General features: G+C 61.4%; 11 protein-coding genes. 9 read left to right on the forward strand and 2 right to left on the reverse strand.

Translation table 11 applies throughout. The annotated features are described in order from the left end of the window. Window positions 1-9 precede the first annotated feature (9 nt). From EFB14_RS18905 to EFB14_RS18915, 3 genes are read left to right on the forward strand one after another with little or no spacing between them, the layout of a single operon-like run. Entirely contained in the window at window positions 10-867 is an 858-nt protein-coding gene (locus tag EFB14_RS18905) for a carbon-nitrogen hydrolase family protein (RefSeq protein WP_126827934.1), read from the forward strand. Further along, window positions 864-1,292 carry a DUF1178 family protein gene (locus EFB14_RS18910; RefSeq protein WP_126827936.1) on the forward strand — a complete coding sequence of 143 codons (429 nt, stop codon included), beginning with the start codon at window positions 864-866 and terminating at the stop codon, window positions 1,290-1,292. Before EFB14_RS18905 ends, EFB14_RS18910 begins: the two co-directional genes overlap by 4 nt. 1 nt (window position 1,293) lies before the next feature. Next, on the forward strand, window positions 1,294-1,872 hold the full coding sequence (locus EFB14_RS18915) for a DUF3291 domain-containing protein (protein WP_126827938.1): 579 nt from the start codon (window positions 1,294-1,296) through the stop codon (window positions 1,870-1,872). 20 nt (window positions 1,873-1,892) lie between these two features. On the opposite strand, the gene ubiG is transcribed toward EFB14_RS18915, so the two are convergent. Beyond that, window positions 1,893-2,639: a bifunctional 2-polyprenyl-6-hydroxyphenol methylase/3-demethylubiquinol 3-O-methyltransferase UbiG gene (ubiG, locus tag EFB14_RS18920; RefSeq protein WP_126827940.1), complete on the reverse strand. Its 747-nt coding sequence runs from the start codon at window positions 2,637-2,639 to the stop codon at window positions 1,893-1,895. A 297-nt stretch (window positions 2,640-2,936) separates the two neighbouring features. On the opposite strand from ubiG, the gene EFB14_RS18925 reads away from it, so the two are divergent. From EFB14_RS18925 to clpB, 6 genes are all read left to right on the forward strand, one after another. Beyond that, window positions 2,937-4,211, forward strand: coding sequence for an aspartate kinase (locus EFB14_RS18925; RefSeq protein ID WP_064686444.1), 1,275 nt, complete (start codon window positions 2,937-2,939; stop codon window positions 4,209-4,211). 88 nt (window positions 4,212-4,299) lie between these two features. After that, window positions 4,300-6,567: a phosphoenolpyruvate--protein phosphotransferase gene (gene ptsP / locus EFB14_RS18930; protein WP_125850746.1), complete on the forward strand. Its 2,268-nt coding sequence runs from the start codon at window positions 4,300-4,302 to the stop codon at window positions 6,565-6,567. 28 nt (window positions 6,568-6,595) lie between these two features. After that, on the forward strand, window positions 6,596-7,675 hold the full coding sequence (gene prfA / locus EFB14_RS18935) for a peptide chain release factor 1 (protein WP_126827942.1): 1,080 nt from the start codon (window positions 6,596-6,598) through the stop codon (window positions 7,673-7,675). After that, window positions 7,672-8,532, forward strand: coding sequence for a peptide chain release factor N(5)-glutamine methyltransferase (prmC, locus tag EFB14_RS18940; protein ID WP_126827944.1), 861 nt, complete (start codon window positions 7,672-7,674; stop codon window positions 8,530-8,532). Before prfA ends, prmC begins: the two co-directional genes overlap by 4 nt. A 344-nt stretch (window positions 8,533-8,876) precedes the next feature. After that, on the forward strand, window positions 8,877-9,599 hold the full coding sequence (locus EFB14_RS18945; protein ID WP_126827946.1) for a DUF4167 domain-containing protein: 723 nt from the start codon (window positions 8,877-8,879) through the stop codon (window positions 9,597-9,599). 254 nt (window positions 9,600-9,853) lie between these two features. Next, entirely contained in the window at window positions 9,854-12,454 is a 2,601-nt protein-coding gene (gene clpB / locus EFB14_RS18950; protein WP_126827948.1) for an ATP-dependent chaperone ClpB, read from the forward strand. Window positions 12,455-12,550: 96 nt separating this feature from the next. On the opposite strand, the gene EFB14_RS18955 is transcribed toward clpB, so the two are convergent. Further along, window positions 12,551-14,491 carry a M23 family metallopeptidase gene (locus tag EFB14_RS18955; protein WP_126827950.1) on the reverse strand — a complete coding sequence of 647 codons (1,941 nt, stop codon included), beginning with the start codon at window positions 14,489-14,491 and terminating at the stop codon, window positions 12,551-12,553. Between the last annotated feature and the right edge of the window lie 471 nt (window positions 14,492-14,962).

Here is a 14,962-nt window from a genome sequence, read left to right on the forward strand (position 1 = left end):
GAAGAACCGATGAGCTTCAAGGCTGCTGCTGTTCAGATGTGCTCCGGGGTCGATCCGGTGAGGAACGCCGCCGCCATGGCGCGGCTCGTCCGTGAAGCCGCTGCCCAGGGCGCGACCTATGTGCAGACGCCCGAAATGACCGGAATGCTGCAGCGCGACCGCGCAGCGGCGCGCGCCGTGCTTGCCGACGAGACTGATGACATCATCGTCAAGACCGGCTCCGAGCTCGCCGGGGAACTCGGCATCTACATGCATGTCGGCTCGACGGCCATCGCGCTTGCCGACGGCAAGATCGCCAATCGCGGCTTTCTGTTCGGTCCCGATGGCCGGATCCTCAATCGCTACGACAAGATCCATATGTTCGACGTCGACCTCGACAATGGCGAGAGCTGGCGCGAAAGTGCGGCCTATACGGCCGGCTCGGAAGCGCGCGTCGTGTCGCTGCCCTTTGCGGAAATGGGCTTTGCCATTTGCTACGACGTTCGGTTCCCGGCGCTCTTTCGCGCCCAGGCCGTTGCGGGCGCCGAGGTCATGACGGTTCCTGCCGCCTTCACCAGGCAGACTGGTGAGGCGCATTGGGAGATCCTGCTCAGGGCGCGGGCGATCGAAAATGGCGTCTTCGTCATTGCCGCCGCGCAGGCCGGCCGGCACGAGGACGGGCGCGAAACCTTTGGCCATTCGATGATCATCGATCCGTGGGGTACGGTGCTGGCCTCGGCTGGCGCCACCGGTGAGGCGGTCATTGTCGCCGAAATCGATCCCGGCGCGGTCAAGGCTGCGCATGACAAGATTCCGAACCTCAGGAACGGTCGGGAATTCTCGGTCGAGAAGATCGCGGGAGCAGTCGCTGGAGGCGTCGCCGCTTGATCCGTTATTCCCTCACCTGTGACAATGCCCATGAATTCGAAGGCTGGTTTTCGGAAAGCGCCGATTTCGACCATCAGGTGGAAACCGGTTTGCTGACCTGTCCCGTCTGCCATTCCGCCGTCATCTCCAAACTCCTGATGGCGCCTTCGGTATCGACGGCGCGCAAGAAGGACGAGCGGCAGACACTGGCGATGGATGCTATGCGCCGGGAGGCCCTGCAAAAGCTGAAAGAAGCGGTCGCGGCCGTCAAAGCCAATTCCGAGGATGTCGGCGCGAAGTTTCCGGAGGAAGCGCGCAAGATCCACTATGGCGAGGCGGACGCCCGCGGCATCATCGGCCAGGCAACGGTCGACGAGGCCCAGGCGCTCGTGGAAGAGGGCATCGAGATCGCTGCTATCCCCGTTTTGCCGGAAGACGTGAACTGAAATGCAGCCGGCGCGTCTGGCCTTTTACAATTTCGGCCTGCATGTCGCTTCTGCCGAAAGTGAAGAGGTCAAGGGCTTCGTTCTCCGCGAGCCCGCGAATTTCGAAGCCGCGGCTCGCGCCTGCGGTTTCATCGGACGCTCTGGCTATGTTGTTTATCCCGGCGCCAGGAGCTGGGGGATTCAAGTATTTCCTCGCTACATCAAGGGCAGCGGCTTTGAGTCCGCGCCTTCGTCCCTTTCGCTCTGGGCCGATATTGAGTCCCTGATGGCCTTCACCTATAACGGTGTGCACGCCGAGGCCCTGAAAAATGCCCGCAATTGGAATGTGAAGCAGACATGGCCGCCGCTGGTTTTGTGGTGGGTGTCAGCCCATCATCGACCGGAGTGGCAAGACGGCGTCGAGCGTCTTGAATACCTTGCCGATCACGGCTCAAGCCCTTACGCCTTTACCTTCAAACAGCCCTACGGACCTGACGGTACCGAGACGGCAATCGATCGCGACCGGGTCAAGGAACTTGCGGCACGCAATGCGGAAGCCCAGAAAGATCTGCTTGCCTACGTCCAAGCCCTAAAAGCGTAGCCAGCTAATTGACGGCGGGATTACGCCGGTCGCTTTGCCAGCAGCATATAATTCACGTCCATATCTCTGGACAGGCTCCACTGGTTGGACAGTGGATTGAAGAAGACGCCCGTGCGGTCGGTGACCTCGAGGCCGTCTGCGGCTAGCGGCTTTTCCAGTTCTTCCGGACGCACCAGCTTTTCATACTGATGGGTGCCGCGCGGCAGCCAGCGTAAAATGTTTTCGGCAGCGAAGATGGCAAGGGCTGCCGCCTTCATCGTGCGGTTGATGGTGGCGACGAAGATCAGGCCGCCGGGGCGGACCATTTTTGCGCAGGTCGCCATGAAAAATTCGACGTCGGCGACATGTTCGACCACTTCCATGTTCAAGACGATATCGAAGGTCTCGCCGGCCTCGGCAAGCTGCTCGGCGGTGACAGCGCGATAATCGACCGACACGCCGGACGATTTCGCATGGGTCGAGGCTATGCCGATATTCTTCTCGGAAGGATCGGCGCCGACGACAGCGGCGCCCATGCGCGCGACAGGCTCGGACAGGAGGCCGCCGCCGCAACCGATATCGAGCACGCGCAGGCCTTCAAGCGGGCGGGCGCCTTTCGGATCACGGCCGAAATTCTCGCAGGCCTTGTCTCTTATATAAGTGAGACGGACAGGATTGAACTTGTGCAGCGGCCTGAACTTGCCGGTCGGGCTCCACCATTCCGCCGCCATCGCCGAGAAGCGGTCCACTTCGCCCTGGTCGATCGTGCTTCTGGCGGTTTCCGTCATCGTCCACTCCTTGCGTTCGTGACAAGTGAAGTCGGACGATCGGGGGCATAAGTCAAGGGGCGTGGGTATCGGCGGATTGGCCAAGGTGCAGAAGCCCGGCGATTGCTTTTATCGCGCGCTTGCCTCCCCCTGCCAAACTCGCTAAGAGACGCCGCAACTTGGGGCCTTCAGGGCCTGGGCTTTTAGAGTGGTTCCAGAAAATGGGAATCCGGCTCTTTCGCCAAGCGGTCCGCCCCAGAGCTTTCGTGATGCCGGGTCCGGGTTTCCGTTTTCCGGCGCCAGTCGTGGTAGAGGCATATGGCACGCATCGTAATGAAATTCGGCGGCACGTCCGTCGCTGACCTGGACCGCATCAAGAACGTTGCCCGCCATGTGAAACGCGAAGTCGACGCTGGCCACGAGGTGGCGGTGGTGGTCTCGGCCATGTCCGGCAAAACCAATGAGCTGGTCGGCTGGGTGCAGGGCATGCCGAAGGTGATCGGCGCCAATTCTCCCTTTTATGATGCGCGCGAATATGATGCGGTGGTCGCCTCCGGCGAACAGGTGACCTCGGGGTTGCTTGCGATCGCATTGCAGGCGATGGATATCAATGCGCGCTCCTGGCAGGGCTGGCAGATCCCGATCCGGACCGACAACGCCCATGGCGCGGCGCGCATCCTGGAGATCGACGGTTCCGACATCATCAAGCGGATGGGCGAGGGCCAGGTCGCTGTCATCGCTGGCTTCCAGGGATTGGGACCTGACAACCGCCTCGCGACGCTCGGGCGTGGCGGATCGGATACGTCGGCTGTCGCCATCGCGGCAGCTGTCAAAGCGGATCGCTGCGATATCTATACCGATGTCGACGGCGTCTATACGACCGATCCGCGCATTGTGCCGCAGGCGCGCAGGCTGAAGAAGATCGCCTTCGAGGAAATGCTGGAAATGGCCTCGCTCGGCGCCAAGGTGCTGCAGGTGCGTTCGGTCGAGCTTGCCATGGTGCACAAGGTGCGTACCTTCGTGCGCTCGTCTTTCGAAGATCCCGATGCTCCGGGCATGGGCGATCTGTTGAACCCGCCCGGAACGCTGATTTGTGACGAGGATGAAATCGTGGAACAGGAAGTAGTCACCGGCATCGCCTATGCCAAGGATGAGGCTCAGATCTCGCTTCGCCGTCTTGCCGACCGGCCGGGCGTCTCCGCCGCAATCTTCGGGCCGCTTGCCGAATCCCATATCAATGTCGACATGATCGTCCAGAATATTTCCGAGGATGGATCGAAGACCGACATGACCTTCACCGTGCCGTCAGGCGACGTCGAGAAGGCCATCAAAGTGCTTGGCGACCATAAGGAGAAGATCGGTTACGATGTCGTGCAGAACGAATCGGGGCTGGTGAAAGTATCGGTGATCGGCATCGGCATGCGCAGCCATGCGGGCGTTGCTGCGACTGCGTTTCGTGCACTTGCCGAAAAAGGCATCAACATCAAGGCGATCACGACCTCCGAGATCAAGATTTCCATCCTGATCGACGGTCCCTATGCAGAACTCGCTGTCAGGACTTTGCATTCCTGCTACGGTCTGGATAAGAATTGATTCCCAGCGGGCGGCCTGCCCCTTCAGGTTGAGGAGACGAGGCGGGCCCGCCGGGACATAGAGTGTTGTTTCGGGAGCTTGAGACGTCATGAGAGACCTTTCCGGCGGTCCGCGCGTGTTGCTCAGGCGGCTGCGCGAGTTGATGGCAGAGCCGCTGGAGCCGCAGGATCGTCTCGACCGGATCGTCCGACAGATCGCCAGCAACATGGTGGCCGAGGTCTGCTCGGTCTATGTGCTGCGCGCCGACGGCGTGCTCGAACTCTACGCGACCGAAGGCCTCAACCGCGAGGCCGTGCATCTTGCGCAGCTGAAGATGGGGCAGGGCCTCGTCGGCACGATCGCCGCTTCGGCCCAGCCGCTGAACCTTTCCGATGCGCAGTCGCATCCGGCCTTCCGCTACCTGCCGGAGACCGGCGAAGAAATCTACCATTCCTTCCTCGGCGTGCCGATCCTCCGAACCGGGCGCTCGCTCGGCGTTCTCGTCGTGCAGAACAAGGCAAGCCGCAACTATCGCGAAGAAGAGCTGGAAGCGCTCGAAACGACGGCGATGGTGCTTGCCGAGATGATCGCCACCGGCGAGCTCAAGAAGATCACCAAGCCCGGCCTCGAACTCGACCTGACACGCTCGGTGACGATCGACGGCGATACCTACAATGACGGCATCGGCCTCGGTTACGTCGTGCTGCACGAGCCGCGCATCGTCGTCACCAACCTGCTGAACGAGGATACCGACAAGGAGATCCGGCGGTTGGCGGAGGCCATGGGTTCGCTCCGGATTTCGATCGACGACATGCTGTCGCGCCGCGACGTCTCGATGGAGGGCGAGCATCGCGAGGTGCTCGAAACCTATCGCATGTTCGCGCATGACCAGGGCTGGGTGCGCAAGCTCGAGGAGGCGATCCGCAACGGCCTGACGGCGGAAGCGGCGGTCGAGAAGGTGCAGAGCGACACCAAGGCGCGGATGATGCGGTTGACCGATCCTTATCTGCGCGAACGCATGCATGATTTCGAGGATCTGGCAAACCGGCTGCTCAGGCAGCTGACGGGTTATACCGGGCGGACGACTGGTGAAGGTTTCCCCAACGACGCGATCATCCTGGCGCGCGCCATGGGGGCGGCCGAGTTGCTCGATTATCCCCGCGCCAATGTGCGCGGGCTGGTGCTGGAGGAAGGGGCGGTGACGAGCCACGTGGTGATCGTCGCCCGCGCCATGGGCATTCCCGTCATCGGCCAGGCGGCGGGCGTGGTGGCGCTCGCCGAAAACGGCGATGCTGTCATCATCGACGCCGACGAGGGGCATGTGCATCTCCGGCCGATGGCCGATCACCGGCGATCCTACGAGGAAAAGGTCCGCTTCCGCGCCAGGCGGCAGGAGCAGTTCCGGGCGCTGCGCGCCATCGAGCCGGTCACCAAGGATGGACAGCGCATCTCGCTCATGATGAATGCCGGCCTGCTGGTCGATCTGCCGCAGCTTTCGGAATCGGGCGCGGAGGGCATCGGCCTCTTTCGCACCGAGCTGCAATTCATGATCGCCTCCACCATGCCGAAGGCGGAGGAGCAGGAGCAGTTCTACCGCAATGTGATCAAACAGGCGGCCGGCCGTGTTGTCACCTTCCGGACGCTCGATATTGGCGGCGACAAGGTGGTGCCCTATTTCCGTGGCCACGAGGAAGAAAACCCCGCGCTCGGCTGGCGCGCCATTCGGCTGTCGCTCGACCGGCCGGGACTGCTGCGAACCCAGCTGCGCGCCATGCTGAAGGCATCCGCTGATACCGAGCTGAAACTGATGGTGCCGATGGTGACCGAGGTTTCCGAGCTGAAGATGGTGCGCGAGCTCTTGCAGAAGGAAGTGCAGCATCTCTCGCGTTTCGGCCACGGGCTGCCGCGCAAGCTGCAATTCGGAGCAATGCTTGAGGTGCCTGCACTGCTGTGGCAACTCGACGAGCTTATGGAAGCGGTCGATTTTGTCTCGGTCGGTTCGAACGACCTCTTCCAGTTCTCGATGGCCGTCGATCGCGGCAATGCGCGTGTTTCGGATCGTTTCGATCCGCTCGGCAAGCCGTTTCTGCGGATCCTGCGCGATATCGTGCGCGGGGCGGACCGCAACAAGACGCCAGTGACGCTCTGCGGCGAGCTTGCCGGCAAGCCGATCTCGGCGATGGCGCTGCTCGGCATCGGCTTCCGCTCGATTTCGATGTCGCCGGCTTCGATCGGACCCGTCAAGGCGATGCTGCTCGGGCTCGATGTCGGCGCACTGACGAAGGCGATGGAAGAGGTACTGGACGATAGCCACTCGACGGTGCCGATGCGCGAAGTGCTTGCCCGCTTCGCCGAGAGCCACAATATTCCCCTTTAGACATATACAAGAAGAATCGGAGTGAAGGGTGGCGAAGCTTCCCGTTGAAAAAATGCGCGAGCTGGAACGCCGTTTCGGCGAGATCGAGGCGCGCATGTCGGCAGGCCCCGCCGCCGACGTCTATGTGAAGCTGGCATCCGAATATTCCGAGCTGCAGCCTGTCGTCACGAAGATCCGCGCCTATGAGAGGGCGGTCGCTGAGCTTGCCGATCTCGAGGCGCTGCTCGAGGACAAATCGGTTGACCGCGAAATGCGCGATCTCGCCGAACTCGAACTGCCTGAGGTGAAGGAACAGATCGAAGCGCTGGAGCAGGATATGCAGATCCTGCTTCTGCCGAAGGATGCGGCGGACGAGAAAAGCGCGATCCTGGAAATCCGCGCCGGTACGGGCGGCTCGGAAGCGGCACTTTTTGCCGGCGATCTCTTTCGCATGTACGAGCGTTTCGCAGCGGAAAAGGGCTGGAAGGTGGAGGTGCTCTCGGCAAGTGAAGGCGAAGCCGGCGGCTACAAGGAAATCATCGCGACGATCACGGGCCGGGGCGTCTTCGCCAAGCTGAAATTCGAATCCGGCGTGCACCGCGTGCAACGCGTGCCGGAAACGGAGGCTGGCGGGCGCATCCATACGTCGGCTGCGACGGTGGCGGTGCTGCCGGAGGCCGAGGAGATCGACATCGAGATCCGGCAGGAAGATATCCGCATCGACACGATGCGATCTTCGGGCGCGGGTGGCCAGCACGTCAATACGACGGATTCGGCGGTGCGCATTACCCACCTGCCGACCGGCATCGTCGTCACCAGCTCGGAAAAATCGCAGCATCAGAATCGCGCCAAAGCGATGCAGGTGCTGCGCTCCAGGCTTTACGACGCCGAGCGGCAGCGGGCCGACAGCGAGCGTTCGGCCGATCGCAAGAGCCAGGTCGGCTCCGGCGACCGTTCCGAGCGTATCCGCACCTATAATTTTCCGCAGGGACGCGTGACGGACCATCGCATCAATCTGACGCTCTACAAGCTGGACCGGATGATGGAAGGCGAGATCGAGGAGGTCGTCGACGCGCTGATGGCGGACTACCAGGCAAGCCAGTTGGCGCAACTCGGCGAACAGCAGTGAGCTCGACGGTCGCCGAGACGCTTGCCGAAGTACGACGCCGCTTCACGGAAGGTGGTATCGCCGATCCGGCGACCGACGCGCGGCTGCTTGTCGCAGGCCTTTTGAAACTGTCCTCGACGGAGCTCTTGACGCGATCGGCCGAGAAGCTTTCGCGCGAGCAGGCAGGCGAGATTTTGAAGGCGCTGGAGCGGCGGCTTGCCCATGAGCCGGTGCACCGCATTCTCGGCGAGCGGGAATTTTACGGCCTGCCGCTCGGGCTCTCGGCGGAAACGCTGGAACCGCGGCCGGATACGGAAATCCTGGTCGATACGGTGCTTGTCTATCTCAAGGACCTTGCAAAGGCCGAGGGCCATCTCCATATCCTTGATGTGGGAACCGGGACTGGGGCGATATGCCTTGCGCTTTTGAGCGAATGTCCCGAGGCGTCGGGTATCGGCAGCGACATATCGTCGGATGCACTTCGGACGGCAAAATCAAACGCGGAAAGAAACGGGTTGCAGGATCGCTTTCAGGCCGTGCAGTCGAAATGGTTCGGGAACATTCAGGGCTCGTTTCACGCGATTGTCTCAAATCCGCCCTATATTGCTTCCAATGTCATTCACGATCTCGCTCCCGAAGTGACCAAATTTGATCCCGTTGCAGCACTGGATGGCGGCCCGGATGGGCTTGACGCCTATAGGGCCATAGCCAAGGATGCGGCAAGCTTCATGAGACCCAATGGGGTCGTGGGACTGGAAATCGGCTACGATCAGCGAGATGATGTGACGGCGATCTTCGAAGCGAAAGGCTTCAGATGCCTCAAATCCGTTAAAGATTATGGTCAGAACGACAGGGTGCTCGTGTTCGCGCTCGCGTGACGGGCGGTAATTGCCAGCATCGAACAGAACATTGTTGCTATTGCGAAGAAAAGGCTTGGATTTCCGGGGGAAGCAATATAGGTTGCGGTCACGTGTTGGGCAGATAGGAATGAACGAGATTCGTTCGGTACTTGGTTTGCCTCGGGGGTCCGCTCTTTTAAACGAGAGTTTCAACGGTTGAACACGACCCAACGCGTGAATCAGTCAAACTGACTTGAGAACCAAGCGGCAGGTCGGCGCAAAGGCGCAGTATGCTCGCGGCACAAAGGTCCTGACCCGGTTTTCCGGTCATGGCGGTTGGTGCCATGTATCCATCACAAACAGAGAATTCAGGTGAACGATCTATGAGGCCAGGACAGCAGAACAAGCGCGGTCGAGGGCGTGGTAACAACAATAACAATGGCGGCGGTGGAAATAATAATAACAACAATTTCAACCGCAAAGGCGGCAACCCGCTGACCCGGACCTATGACAGTTCCGGCCCCGATGTGAAGATCCGCGGTACTGCGCAGCATATCGCAGAAAAATATGCGCAACTTGCCCGTGATGCTCAGAGTTCCGGCGACCGCGTGATGGCCGAGAACTATCTTCAGCACGCCGAGCATTACAATCGCATCATCGCAAGCGCCCAGGCGCAGATGCAGGAACGCTTCCAGCGCGACGACCGCGGCGAATACAATGATCGCGAAGGTGCGGACCGCGACGGCGACGACATCGATGGAAACGACAATGACGGCGACGATGTCGTTGTCGTCCAGCCGCCGCAAAACAGGCAGCATCAGCCGCAGGCACAGCCGAAGCCGGCAGCCGCTGCGGCGCCTGCCCCGGCGCCCCAGCCCGAAGTCATCGACGGAACCGGCCCGCAGCCGGAGATCGAAGGCATTCCCGCCGAGGTCGCCATGGACGAGGAAGGTTCCGCCGGTCAGCCGCGCGAACGCCAGCCCCGCCGCCGCACCGCCGGCAACCGTCCCCGTCGCCCGCGTCGTGGTGCGGAAGGCAACGCGGCCGCTGAAGGCGAGGACGCCTCTGCCGAGGCGCCGGTGCTGGCGGATGTCGCATCGGAATGAAGGATTTCGCGTCTCCCTTCGGGCAGACGCGGATGGCTCATTCGATCTGCTCGAATTTCCTTGAGAATCCCCGGCCCTGTGCCGGGGATTTTCATTTTGCGGGCTCTTTAAACTCTTAAAACAGCGTACCATATTCTCCTCGAACTGCTTCGCCCAAATCCCAGACGGGCCAAGCGCGGCCTGCCTTTTAAGGGGGCCGATCTCAATCATCGGTCTGCGCCTCGTCAGGGCAGGGCGATCCATGGAGGTAGAATATGAATATCGAGAAATATTCCGAGCGGGTGCGCGGTTTCATCCAGTCGGCGCAGACCTATGCGCTGGCGCAGGGTCACCAGCAATTCACGCCCGAGCATGTGCTGAAAGTCCTGCTCGACGACGATCAGGGCATGGCTGCGTCGCTGATCGAGCGCGCCGGCGGCGATGCCAAGGCTGCCCGTCTTGCCAATGACGCGGCGCTTGCCAAGCTGCCCAAAATCTCAGGCGGCAATGGCAATATTTATCTGGCACAGCCGCTCGCCAAGGTGCTTTCCACCGCCGAAGAGGCCGCGAAGAAGGCCGGCGACAGCTTCGTCACCGTCGAGCGGCTGCTGCAGGCGCTGGCGATCGAATCCTCGGCCTCGACCTTTTCGACGCTGAAGAATGCCGGTGTGACGGCTCAGGGCCTCAACCAGGTCATCAACGACATCCGTAAGGGGCGGACGGCGGATTCCTCCAATGCCGAACAAGGGTTCGATTCGCTGAAGAAGTTCGCCCGCGATCTCACCGCCGAGGCCCGCGAGGGCAAGCTCGACCCCGTGATCGGCCGCGATGACGAAATCCGCCGCACCATCCAGGTTCTGTCCCGCCGCACCAAGAACAATCCGGTACTGATCGGTGAACCCGGTGTCGGCAAGACGGCGATCGTCGAGGGCCTGGCGCTGCGCATCGTCAACGGCGACGTGCCGGAATCGCTCAAGGACAAGAGGCTGATGGCGCTCGACATGGGCGCGCTGATTGCCGGTGCGAAATACCGCGGCGAGTTCGAGGAGCGGCTGAAGGCCGTGCTCAACGAGGTGCAGGCCGAGAACGGCGAGATCATCCTGTTCATCGACGAAATGCACACGCTGGTCGGCGCCGGCAAGGCGGATGGAGCAATGGATGCCTCCAACCTCCTGAAGCCTGCCCTTGCACGCGGCGAGCTGCATTGCGTCGGCGCGACCACGCTCGACGAATATCGCAAACACGTCGAGAAGGATCCGGCGCTTGCCCGCCGCTTCCAGCCCGTCGTCGTCGATGAGCCGACGGTCGAGGATACGATCTCGATCCTGCGCGGCCTGAAGGAAAAATACGAGCAGCATCACAAGGTGCGTATCGCCGATGCCGCGCTGGTGGCGGCGGCGACGCTTTCCAACCGCTACATCACCGACCGCTTCCTGCCCGATAAGGCGATCGACCTGATGGACGAGGCGGCCGCACGCCTGCGCATGCAGGTGGATTCCAAGCCGGAAGAGCTCGATGAGCTCGACCGCCGCATCATCCAGCTGAAGATCGAGCGCGAGGCGCTGAAAAAGGAAACCGACGTTGCCTCCGCTGACCGGCTGAAGCGGCTCGAGACCGAACTTGCCGACCTCGAAGAGGAAGCCGATGCGCTGACGGCCCGTTGGCAGTCGGAAAAGCAGAAGCTCGGCCTTGCAGCCGATCTCAAGAAGCAGCTCGACGATGCCCGCAACGAACTGGCGATCGCCCAGCGCAAGGGTGAGTTCCAGCGCGCCGGCGAGCTGACTTACGGCGTCATTCCGGATCTCGAAAAGCAGCTCGTCGAAGCCGAGAAGCAGGACGGCGAGCGCGGTGCGATGGTGCAGGAGGTGGTGACCCCCGACAATATCGCCCATATCGTTTCCCGCTGGACCGGCATTCCCGTCGACAAGATGCTGGAAGGCGAACGCGACAAGCTGCTGCGGATGGAAGACGAGCTGGCGAAGTCGGTGATCGGCCAGGGCGATGCGGTTCAGGCCGTATCGCGCGCCGTTCGCCGCGCGCGTGCAGGACTGCAGGATCCGAACCGGCCGATCGGCTCGTTCATCTTCTTGGGTCCCACCGGCGTCGGCAAGACGGAACTCACCAAGGCGCTCGCCCGCTTCCTCTTCGACGACGAGACGGCGATGGTGCGCATGGACATGTCCGAGTACATGGAGAAACACTCCGTTGCCCGGCTGATCGGCGCGCCTCCCGGCTATGTCGGCTATGACGAAGGCGGGGCGCTGACGGAAGCCGTGCGCCGCAGGCCCTATCAGGTCGTGCTGTTCGACGAGATCGAAAAAGCTCATCCCGACGTCTTCAACATCCTGCTGCAGGTGCTGGACGACGGACGCCTGACGGACGGCCAAGGCCGGACGGTTGATTTCCGCAATACGATGATCATCATGACCTCGAACCTCGGCGCCGAATATCTGACGCAGCTTAGGGACGGCGACGACAGCGACACGGTTCGCGAGCAGGTGATGGATGTCGTGCGCGGGCATTTCCGACCGGAATTCCTGAACCGCATCGACGAGATCATCCTCTTCCATCGCTTGAAGCGCGAGGAAATGGGCGCGATCGTCGATATCCAGCTGAAGCGGCTGGTGGCTCTCTTGTCCGAGCGCAAGATCGTCATCGATCTCGACGAGGAAGCCCGCCATTGGCTGGCGAACAAGGGTTACGATCCGATCTATGGCGCAAGGCCACTGAAGCGGGTGATCCAGAAGTTCGTGCAGGATCCGCTGGCCGAGCAGATCCTCTCCGGCCAGGTGCCGGATGGATCGACGGTGAAGGTGACGAGCGGTTCGGACCGGCTGCAGTTCAGGTCACGGCAGACGGTAAGCGAAGCGGCATAAATCGTTTTGTCAAAGAATTGGGAATGGCGGCTTCGGCCGCCATTTTCGTTCGGCGGGTGAAGAGCGACGTGCGGCGCTTGTCAGCCACTGTGAAGATTATTTGCTCGCCACCTGATCCGGCGTCTGGTTGTTCAGCAGCGTATCGATGCGTTTGCGCTCGTCTTCGAATTTCGCCAGCGCTTCGCCTTGCAATGATTTACCGCCCGGCAGACGAATGCGCAGCGGGTCGACCTTGGTGCCGTTGACGATCAGCTCGTAATGCAGGTGCGGGCCGGTGGATTCGCCCGTTGTGCCAACCCAGCCGATGACCTGGCCCTGGCGGATCTTGGCGCCGGGCAAGACGCCCTTGGCGATGGCGCTCTGGTGATTGTAGGAGGATTCATAGCCGTTGGCATGGCGGATGATCGTCTGGTTGCCATAGCCGCCGGAATCCCAGCCGGCCTTTTCCACCGTGCCGTTGCCGGCGGCGATGATCGCCGTGCCGCGCGGTGCTGCCCAATCAACGCCGGTATGCATGCGGGCGAAGCCAAGGATCGGGTGACGGCGCATGCCGAAGCCTGATTTGAAGATGCCGTTCGGAACCGGATTGCGCAGCAGGAACTGGCGGATGCTCTTGCCGCTTTCGTCGAAATAATCGACCGTGCCGTCCTCGGGATCCTGGAAGCGGTAGAAGCGCGTCTGGGTATCGCCGAAACGGGCGTTGACATAGAGCAGCTCGGAATCCTCGGTTGCCTGGCCGGCGCTGTCGGCGACGGAGAAGAAGGCCTCGAGACTATCGCTCGGCCGCAGCTGCGCCTGGAAATCGACATTGCTGGCAAGCAGCTTGATGATCAGCGCAGTCATATCCTTGGTCATGCCGTAGGAAAGAGCGGCGCGGTAGATGCCATCGTAGACGCGCGGCAGGTTCTGGCCTGGCGGCGGAGCGAAGGAATTGTCGTCGAAGGCTGTGGCGATTGCATCCAGCATCGGCGGCTCGCTGCCGGGCACGTATTTGCCTTTGTCGTCGACGGCCACGGTCACGAGATGGCGCGTGCCGCGATAGACGCTGGCCCGGATGATCTTTGCCTGCTCGCCCTTCTGGATAATGCCGATACGCAGCACCTCGCCCTTCTCAAGCTCACCCGTGCCGAGTTGCTGCGAGATATAGCCGGCGATGCCATCGGCATATTGCTGCGGATAGCCTGAATCCGTCAGTGCCTTGGCGATCGTCGTGTCCACGCGCACGGGCAGGATGTCGTCGGCGAATTCTTCGGTCTGCGGCGTGATCGATTCCGGCGCGGAGACCGTCATGTTCTGTTCGAGCACGCGGGCGGAGAGACCCGCGGTCAGATCGACATCGGCATCCTCGTTGGAGAAACGGCGCGGGTCGACGTAATAAAGGGCCGCGAGCTGGGTGTTGCCGTCAGTCAGCACAGAACCGTTGGAGCGTACGTTTTCTTCGACTTCCTCGAACGACAGGCCGGACGCCATCTGCAGGTTGGACTTGCCGGTCGGGAAGGGAATGGTCTTCAGGCTGACTTCGGATTCGACGTCGGAGCCGTAGATCGCACCTGTGCGGCTTTGCGGCGCGGGCTGCGGCTCGTCGGCGGAAAAGATCGCCAGGGGATCGAAGTCGGGATAATCCTCGGTCGCCACATGGTTGGCGGCCAGCGTCATCTTCACATGTGCGAAAGGCTGGCGGCGTACGACCTCCTTCTCACCGTCGTGGACGACGGTCGAAACTTCCATGATGGCGCGGTCGGAAGGTTTGGCGGCGATGGCGGGTGCAATCAGCCGGCCGCCACGGACTACCGTCGTATCCTCATGTGCTTCTGCCGTGGCGCTCGCATAGGCTTCGGCGGGGATCGCCAGCTGCTGGCGGCCGTCAAGGGCGGCAAAAAGGGCGACGCCCATCAGGACGGACGATGTAATGCCGGTGAGGAACGTGCCCGAGAGCCAGCGCAGGGAAACCTCGCGCCGGTCGGGCGCGCGCCTGCCGTCTGCCAGAAGCGGAGGCTCGTTGCCCAACGAGCGGATCATCATTTTCTCCGTCATCATGGCAGTCTGGTCCGCGTCCTTACATTCGACGTCTCTGGAGGCATTGTTTGGCCATCCTGGCTGGGGCGAAAGATGTGCATATTTTGGGCATGGAAGTCAAATCACTCAGGAAAAGGCAGTCTGCCTGCGTTTGCCTGTGTGAATCATGCGTCTCTTAAGACCAGCAGATTGTGATGATGTCGGGGCGCGGAAGACGAAAGAAGCGCTCTTTCCACAAAAAGCCGAGAGATGATCGCTTTTCGTGTCCTGTCAGCCGTTCGGAATCCGGAAAAAGACCGCGTTTTGGCGTGACCAAGAATTTTCTATGTAAAAACAATAACTTGAAAGAAATATCACTTTTTTCAAAAAGCGCTGTTGACTGTTTGGGAGGGTTAGTTCTATAAGCCCACTCACTGAACGAGGGCGGCGGCGCTGCTGGCGACGAAGTCTTTCGTTCTAAAGAAACTCAAGCGGATTGGCGATTGCTGGTTT

Source organism: Rhizobium fabae, assembly GCF_003985135.1.
Lineage (GTDB): Bacteria > Pseudomonadota > Alphaproteobacteria > Rhizobiales > Rhizobiaceae > Rhizobium > Rhizobium pisi.